5 protein-coding genes are annotated in these 7,402 nt (G+C 72.5%); 3 read left to right on the forward strand and 2 right to left on the reverse strand.

What is annotated here, in order from left to right; translation table 11 throughout:
* Positions 1-57: 57 nt before the first annotated feature.
* Both ABT085_RS41305 and ABT085_RS41310 read right to left on the reverse strand, forming a co-directional pair.
* Positions 58-1,713 carry an AbeC-like domain-containing protein gene (locus tag ABT085_RS41305; protein WP_351620707.1) on the reverse strand — a complete coding sequence of 552 codons (1,656 nt, stop codon included), beginning with the start codon at positions 1,711-1,713 and terminating at the stop codon, positions 58-60.
* Between the two features lie 346 nt (positions 1,714-2,059).
* Complete coding sequence (locus ABT085_RS41310) at positions 2,060-4,258, reverse strand: elongation factor G-like protein EF-G2 (protein WP_351620716.1); 2,199 nt, start codon at positions 4,256-4,258, stop codon at positions 2,060-2,062.
* A 276-nt stretch (positions 4,259-4,534) separates the two neighbouring features.
* Between ABT085_RS41310 and pgsA the strand changes: the two genes are divergently transcribed.
* The 3 genes from pgsA to ABT085_RS41325 are packed head-to-tail and all read left to right on the forward strand — an operon-like array spanning position 4,535 to position 7,364.
* On the forward strand, positions 4,535-5,284 hold the full coding sequence (gene pgsA, locus ABT085_RS41315; protein WP_351620719.1) for a phosphatidylinositol phosphate synthase: 750 nt from the start codon (positions 4,535-4,537) through the stop codon (positions 5,282-5,284).
* The gene (locus tag ABT085_RS41320; RefSeq protein ID WP_351620710.1) at positions 5,281-6,201 is read left to right on the forward strand and encodes a phosphatidylinositol mannoside acyltransferase; all 921 of its coding nucleotides are present in this window, start codon (positions 5,281-5,283) and stop codon (positions 6,199-6,201) included. The genes pgsA and ABT085_RS41320 overlap by 4 nt, the downstream gene beginning before the upstream one ends.
* Positions 6,198-7,364 (forward strand): glycosyltransferase family 4 protein, encoded by a 1,167-nt coding sequence (locus ABT085_RS41325; RefSeq protein WP_351620713.1) that lies wholly within the window; start codon positions 6,198-6,200, stop codon positions 7,362-7,364. Before ABT085_RS41320 ends, ABT085_RS41325 begins: the two co-directional genes overlap by 4 nt.
* The last annotated feature ends 38 nt before the right edge of the window (positions 7,365-7,402 follow it).

A 7,402-nucleotide genomic window follows, 5' to 3' on the forward strand; every position in this document is an offset into this window, starting at 1 on the left:
GGGCCGCGCGAGGGCGGTGTCGGCGAGCGAGACCCGTACGGTCCGGACGGCCCGGGTCTACGCGTCGTACAGGTCGGCCTTGCGCGGCGAGGCGTCCTGCACCGCCGTGCTGAGGAACCCCGACCGCACTCCGAACTTCTCGATGTCCACGCCGTTCTCCTCCAGGGTCCGCAGCGCCGCCGCGTGCACCACCCGCAGTACCGGCGTGGCCGCGCGCAGCGCGTCGTCGGCCATGAACCGGTGCCGCCACGGCTGGTCCGCCCAGGCGTGCCGCAGACCGAACGGCTCGGGCAGGGCCACGCTCCCGCCGAGCCAGTTCAGCAGCGGCGGATACCAGGTGAGCGGGGCGCGCACGGCGAGCCGGACCACCTCGTTGGTGGTGACCAGCGGAAGCTTCACCGTGCGGGTCTCCCACGGCTTGAAGGACTTCGAGACCTCCTTGCTCGGCGCCTCCGGGGCCGTGGTGAACAGCCCGTTCACCGGACCCAGCGCATGGCCGGTGACCTCGATGCGCAGCGTCGAGTGCAGCACGGTCACCGTGATCAGCATGGTGATCACCAGCTGTCCGTCCCACAGCGTCCACTGCACGCCCAGGTAGTGCCGGTCACCGGCGCCGAACTGCTGCTTGTTGCAGATGTCCTGTATGGCGTGCGGCTTGACCTGGTACGCCTCCACGTCCGTGCCCTCGGGCCGGGACACCGCCTTGGCGTTCTCCCCGATCGGCGTGACGATCCAGTGGCGTATCGACGCCTTCGGGAAGCCGCCGGTGTTCAGCGGCCCGCGCTCCAGCATCCGCAGCTGGTCGTGGATCGAGCGGATGACGTCCCAGCTGCGGAACGGGTGGATCTCCTTGGCGGGGTCGGCCGGCCGCAGGTCCTCGGCCAGCTGCCAGGACCCCCAGCGGGTGCCCATGCCGAGAATGCCCTTGGGGCCGGCGTAGAACACCGAGTTCGACTGCTGCTCGGCGCTGAGCTTGGCCAGCGACTGGCGCAGCCCCTCGGCCGCGGTCTCGCGCGGGCTGCTCGGCACCGCCTCGGGGACCTTCGCCCCGATGTTGCTGCCCGACAGCAGCCCGGCCCAGCGCTCCCGCAGGTCCCTGGCCGTGTTCTCGCAGATCCGCCGGGCCAGCACCCAGCCGACCACGGGCAGGATCACCGCCGCGCGGGAGTACCACGCCCAGAAGCCCGCGAACGGCATCCGGATGAGGAAGATCACCGCGAGCGCGCCGACGGCCACGAGCAGCGTGGTGGCCAGGGCGGAGGCCCGCCGGTCGTCCCGCTTGTCGATGTTGGTGCGGATGGTGAAGACCAGCAGCCACACCAGCAGCCCCGGCAGGAAGATCAGGCCGCACAGCATCATGACCGCGCTGAGCCGGTTGTCGCGGTCGCGGCGGATGTTGTTGGCGGCCAGGCAGTGCTCGACGACGACCTGCGGCTCGGTGCCGAAGGACTGGATGAGCGGCTTGCGGCCGCTGCCCAGCATGCGGTCCACCACGGCCCGGGAGAACGCCTCGCCGAGGTTCGGCCGGAACAGCGAGACCTTGCCGGCCTTGACGGTCGACTGGTGCCAGTCGTTGTCCGCCTTGGTTATCTCCTCGACCGGGTTGTCCCGGTAGGCCGCCGACGCCAGCGCGAAGGTGGCCGTCTGCCCCTCGTCGCCCGTGCGCGGCACCTGCGGCCCGAAGATGTCGCCGTATCCGCCGTCCACGGTCATTACCGCCCCCCAACGCCGCCCAAGCCCGCTCCTGCGGCCTTCCCGACTTCCCGGCCCCGCACACCTGTTGATCAGGTCATCAGCGTATCCGCAGGCGCGGGCCCGCGTCGGCGGTCCGCCGAAGCGGGCCACCGACGCGGAGGGGGCATTCCAGCACGGAGGCTCGCACGGTGGTGTACGGCCGTACCGTGTGCGCCGGTTGTGCGCCGCCGTACGTCTGCCCCCGGGCCCCCGGCGCGAGTTGTACGCCGCCGGGCACGCGGACCGGTACGTCCGGCGGCGGTTGCCCGCGGCCGGACACCCGATCCCTTGCGTCCGGCCGCAGTTGTGCGCGCCCGGACGTCGGCTACGCCACGTCCACCGTCTGTTGGCGCACCCGGTCGGCGACCTGCTGCGGCATCGGCTCGTGCCGGACGTACGCACGGTCGAAACGCGCCGTGCCGTGCGACAGCGACCGCAGATCGACGGCGTACCGGCCGATCTCGATCTCCGGCACCTCCGCCCTGACCAGGGTGCGCCCGGTGCTCACCTGCTCGGTGCCGACCACCCGGCCGCGCCGCCCGGACAGATCGCTCATCACCGCGCCCACGTAGTCGTCACCGACCAGCACGGTCACCTCGGCCACCGGCTCCAGCAGATGGATCCGCGCGCCGGCCGCGGCCTCGCGCAGCGCCAGCGCGCCCGCCGTCTGGAAGGCGGCGTCGGAGGAGTCCACCGAGTGCGCCTTGCCGTCCAGCAGGGTGACCCGGATGTCGACGAGCGGATGGCCCGCCGCGATGCCCCGCGCGGCCTGGGCGCGTATCCCCTTCTCCACCGAGGGGATGAACTGCCGCGGCACCGCCCCGCCGACCACCTTGTCCACGAACTCGATGCCGGAACCGCCCGGCAGGGGCTCGATCTCGATCTCGCAGATGGCGAACTGACCGTGCCCGCCCGACTGCTTCACGTGCCGTCCCCGCCCGGCCGCCCGGTCCGCGAACGTCTCCCGCAGCGAGACCCGGTACGGCACCACGTCGACCTGGACGCCGTAGCGGCTGCGCAGCCGCTCCAGGGCGACGTCCGCGTGCGCCTCGCCGAGGCACCACAGCACCACCTGGTGGGTGTCCTGGTTCTGTTCGAGACGCATCGTCGGATCCTCGGCGACGAGCCGGCCGAGCCCCTGCGAGAGCTTGTCCTCGTCGGCCTTGCTGTGCGCCTGGATGGCGAGCGGCAGCAGCGGGTCGGGCATCTGCCAGGGCTCCATGAGCAGCGGGTCGTCCTTGGCCGAGAGGGTGTCCCCGGTCTCCGCGCGGCTCAGCTTCGCCACGCACGCGAGGTCACCGGCGATGGCCTGTGTCAGCAGCCGCTGCTGCTTGCCGAAGGGCGCCGACAGGGCGCCGATCCGCTCGTCGACGTCGTGGTCCTCGTGACCGCGGTCGGCCAGCCCGTGCCCGGAGACATGGACCGTCTCGTCGGGCCGCAGGGTGCCGGAGAAGACGCGCACCAGGGAGACCCGGCCGACGTACGGGTCGGACGTGGTCTTCACCACCTCGGCGACCAGCGGTCCGCCGGGATCGCAGGGCTTCAGCTCGCGCGCCCGGCCGTCGACGGTCGTCACGGCCGGCGCCTCCCGCTCCAGCGGGGTCGGGAAGCCCCCGGTGATCAGTTCCAGCAGTTCGACCGTGCCGATGCCCTGCCGGGCGCCCTCGGCCGCCGGGGCGGCGGCCAGCACCGGGAAGAACGCCCCGCGTGCGACGGCCCGCTCCAGGTCCTGCACCAGCGTCTTGATGTCGATCTTCTCGCCGCCGAGGTAGCGGTCCATGAGGGTCTCGTCCTCGCTCTCGGCGATGATCCCCTCGATCAGCCGGTTGCGGGCCTCCTCGATCCCCGGCAGCTGCTCGGAACCCGGCTCGGACTCCTTGCGCTCCCCGGACGCGTAGTCGAACAGCTTCTGCGACAGCAGCCCGGTCAGCCCGGTCACGGGCGCGTGCCCGTCGGGCCCCTGCGGGCCGTGCAGCGGCAGGTACAGCGGCAGCACCGCGTCGGGGTCGTCGCCGCCGAACGCCAGCGCGCAGCTCCGGGTCATCTCCTCGAAGTCGGCGCGGGCCGACTCCAGATGTGTGACGACGATCGCGCGCGGCATCCCGACGGCCGCGCACTCCTCCCACACCATCCGGGTCGAGCCGTCCACCTCGTCGGACGCCGAGACGACGAAGAGGGCCGCGTCCGCCGCGCGCAGACCGGCCCTGAGCTCTCCGACGAAGTCGGCGTATCCGGGGGTGTCGATGAGATTGACCTTGATGCCGTCCCATTCGACGGGCACCAGGGACAGCTGTACCGAGCGTTGCTGGCGGTGCTCGATGTCGTCGTAGTCGGACACGGTGCCGCCGTCCTCCACGCGGCCCGCCCGGTTCACTGCTCCCGCGGTCAGCGCGAGAGCCTCCACCAGAGTCGTCTTGCCCGATCCGGAGTGGCCGACCAGCACCACATTCCTTATGGACGCGGGGTGGTCGGCCGCCGTAGCCCTGCCGGCGGCTCCGGGGTGTGCGTTCGCCTTGTCGCCCATGGCCTTGCCTCCCGTGCACGGTGAGGTCACTGTGGGCGCGGGCATGCCGGAACTCCGCTCCCGGACCGAGTCCGGAGGCCCCCCACCGGTGGCGGCTCCGATGACGCCCGCGGTCCTTCGAGCTTTCCACTCCTGTCACGGTGCGTCCATACGGAGGACGGGATCGCGCCATCGGGCCGTGGCCGGGAAGCCGCGGTCCGGCCGTGGCCCGTACACCGTCGGCCGTGACACGGCCCGACGGCACCCGCCCGTCGCAGATGAGCGCGCGTGACTACGATGGGCCAGCCGGAGGTCAGCAGGGGCCGTCCGGCGACACCGACCCTCGGGAAGGCCATGCTGAACAAGTACGCGCGTGCATTCTTCACGCGTGTCCTCACACCGTTCGCCGCGTTTCTCATCCGGCGGGGCGTCAGCCCCGACACGGTGACGCTGATCGGTACCGCCGGCGTGGTGGCGGGCGCGCTGGTCTTCTACCCCCGGGGCGACTTCTTCTGGGGCACGATCGTGATCACCCTGTTCGTGTTCTCCGACCTCGTCGACGGGAACATGGCCCGCCAGCTCGGCCGCACCAGCCGCTGGGGCGCCTTCCTGGACTCCACCCTCGACCGGGTCGCCGACGGCGCGATCTTCGGCGGCTTCGCCCTCTGGTACGCGGGCGGCGGCGACGACAACACACTGTGCGCCGTCTCCATCTTCTGCCTGGCCAGCGGCCAGGTGGTGTCGTACACCAAGGCGCGCGGCGAGTCGATCGGCCTGCCGGTCGCCGTCAACGGGCTCGTCGAGCGCGCCGAGCGCCTGGTCATCTCGCTGGTCGCGGCCGGGGTCGCCGGCCTGCACGCGTTCGGCGTGCCCGGCGTCCAGTACCTGCTGCCCGTCGCGCTGTGGATCGTCGCCGTCGGCAGCCTCGTCACGCTGATCCAGCGCGTCGTCACGGTCCGCCGGGAGTCCGCGGAGGCGGAGGCGGCGGCGGAGGCGGCCGTGGCCGGGCACGGCAACGGCTCCCGGGGGAGCGGGGCCGCGAAGTGAACGTCCGGGAACGGCTGGCGGACGCGGTCTACGGGCTCGGCTGGAGCACCGTCAAGAAGCTGCCCGAACCGGTCGCCGTACGGCTCGGCCGGACCGTCGCCGACCTCGCCTGGAAGAAGCGCGGCAAGGGCGTCCGGCGCCTGGAGAGCAACTACGCGCGCGTGGTGCCCGACGCGAGCCCCGAGCGGCTGGCCGAGCTCTCGCGTGCGGGCATGCGCTCGTACCTGCGCTACTGGATGGAGTCCTTCCGGCTGCCGGCCTGGAGCGCCGAGCGGATCTGCGACGGCTTCGAGCCCGAGGGCATGGACCATCTGACGGACGCGCTCGCCTCCGGGCGGGGCGTGGTCCTCGCGCTGCCGCACATGGCCAACTGGGACCTCGCGGGCGCCTGGGTCACCACCAGGCTGCGGACGCCGTTCACCACGGTCGCCGAGCGCCTGAAGCCGGAGACGCTGTACGACCGTTTCGTCGCCTACCGCGAGGGCCTCGGCATGGAGGTCCTGCCGCACAGCGGCGGTACCGCCTTCGGCACCCTGGCCCGGCGGCTGCGCGACGGCGGCCTGGTCTGCCTGGTCGCCGAGCGCGACCTGTCCGCCTCGGGCGTCGAGGTGAAGTTCTTCGGCGACACCGCCCGGATGCCCGCGGGGCCGGCCCTGCTCGCCCAGCAGACCGGCGCGCTGCTGCTGCCGGTCACGCTCTGGTACGACGACTCCCCGGTCATGCGCGGCCGGATCCACCCCCCGCTCGACGTGCCCGAGACAGGTACGCGGGCCGAGAAGACGTCTGTCATGACACAGGCGCTGGCAGACGCCTTCGCCACCGGGATCGCCGACCATCCGGAGGACTGGCACATGCTCCAGCGTCTGTGGCTCGCGGATCTCGAACCCGCCCCTGCTCCGCCCGGAGGGTCCGCATGAGGATCGGGATCGTCTGCCCGTACTCCTGGGACGTCCCGGGCGGTGTCCAGTTCCACATCCGCGACCTCGCGGCGTACTTCATCGGGCTCGGCCACGAGGTGTCGGTCCTCGCGCCCGCCGACGACGACACCCCCCTGCCGCCGTACGTCGTCTCGGCCGGCCGCGCGGTCCCGGTGCCCTACAACGGCTCGGTGGCCCGGCTGAACTTCGGCTTCCTGAGCGCCGCGCGGGTGCGCCGCTGGCTGCACGACGGTCAGTTCGACGTGATCCACATCCACGAGCCGACCTCGCCCTCGCTGGGCCTGCTGGCCTGCTGGGCCGCGCAGGGGCCGATCGTGGCCACGTTCCACACGTCCAACCCGCGCTCCCGGGCCATGATCGCCGCGTACTCGATCCTCCAGGCCGCCCTGGAGAAGATCAGCGCGCGGATCGCCGTGAGCGAGTACGCCCGCCGCACCCTCGTCGAGCACCTCGGCGGGGACGCGGTGGTGATCCCCAACGGCGTCGACGTCGACTTCTTCGCCAAAGCCGAGCCCAGACCCGAGTGGCAGGGCGACACCATCGGCTTCATCGGCCGCATCGACGAACCGCGCAAGGGCCTGCCGGTCCTGATGCGGGCCCTGCCGAAGATCCTGGCCGCCCGCCCGGGGACCAGGCTGCTGATCGCCGGACGCGGCGACGAGGAGGCAGCGGTGGAGTCGCTGCCCGAGGAACTGCGCTCCCGGGTGGAGTTCCTCGGCATGGTCAGCGACGAGGACAAGGCGCGCTTCCTGCGCAGCCTCGACCTGTACATCGCCCCCAACACCGGCGGCGAGAGCTTCGGCATCATCCTCGTCGAGGCGATGTCGGCGGGCGCGCCGGTGCTCGCCTCCGACCTCGACGCCTTCGCCCAGGTCCTGGACCGGGGCGCGGCGGGCGAGCTGTTCGCCAACGAGGACGCCGACGCGCTGGCCGAGGCGGCCGTGCGGCTGCTGGCCGACCCGGCCCGCCGAGCCGAGCTGAGCGAACGCGGCAGCGCCCACGTACGGCGCTTCGACTGGTCGACGGTCGGCGCGGACATCCTGTCCGTGTACGAGACGGTCACGGCGGGCGCCGCCGCGGTGGCGGCCACGGACGAACGCGGCCCGGGCCTGCGCGCCCGCCTGGGCCTGGCCCGGGACTGACCCGGGCCCGACCTCGGCGAAACCGGCCGGCCGGACGC

The organism is Streptomyces sp. NPDC002265, assembly GCF_040296125.1.
Classification (GTDB): domain Bacteria; phylum Actinomycetota; class Actinomycetes; order Streptomycetales; family Streptomycetaceae; genus Streptomyces.

Excerpts from the sequence above, each read along its gene's own strand:
- ABT085_RS41310 (WP_351620716.1), bottom strand. The coding sequence starts at position 4,258 with ATGGGCGACAAGGCGAACGCACACCCCGGAGCCGCCGGCAGGGCTACG.
- ABT085_RS41325 (WP_351620713.1), top strand. The coding sequence starts at position 6,198 with ATGAGGATCGGGATCGTCTGCCCGTACTCCTGGGACGTCCCGGGCGGT.
- ABT085_RS41305 (WP_351620707.1), bottom strand. The coding sequence starts at position 1,713 with ATGACCGTGGACGGCGGATACGGCGACATCTTCGGGCCGCAGGTGCCG.
- pgsA (WP_351620719.1), top strand. The coding sequence starts at position 4,535 with ATGGGCCAGCCGGAGGTCAGCAGGGGCCGTCCGGCGACACCGACCCTC.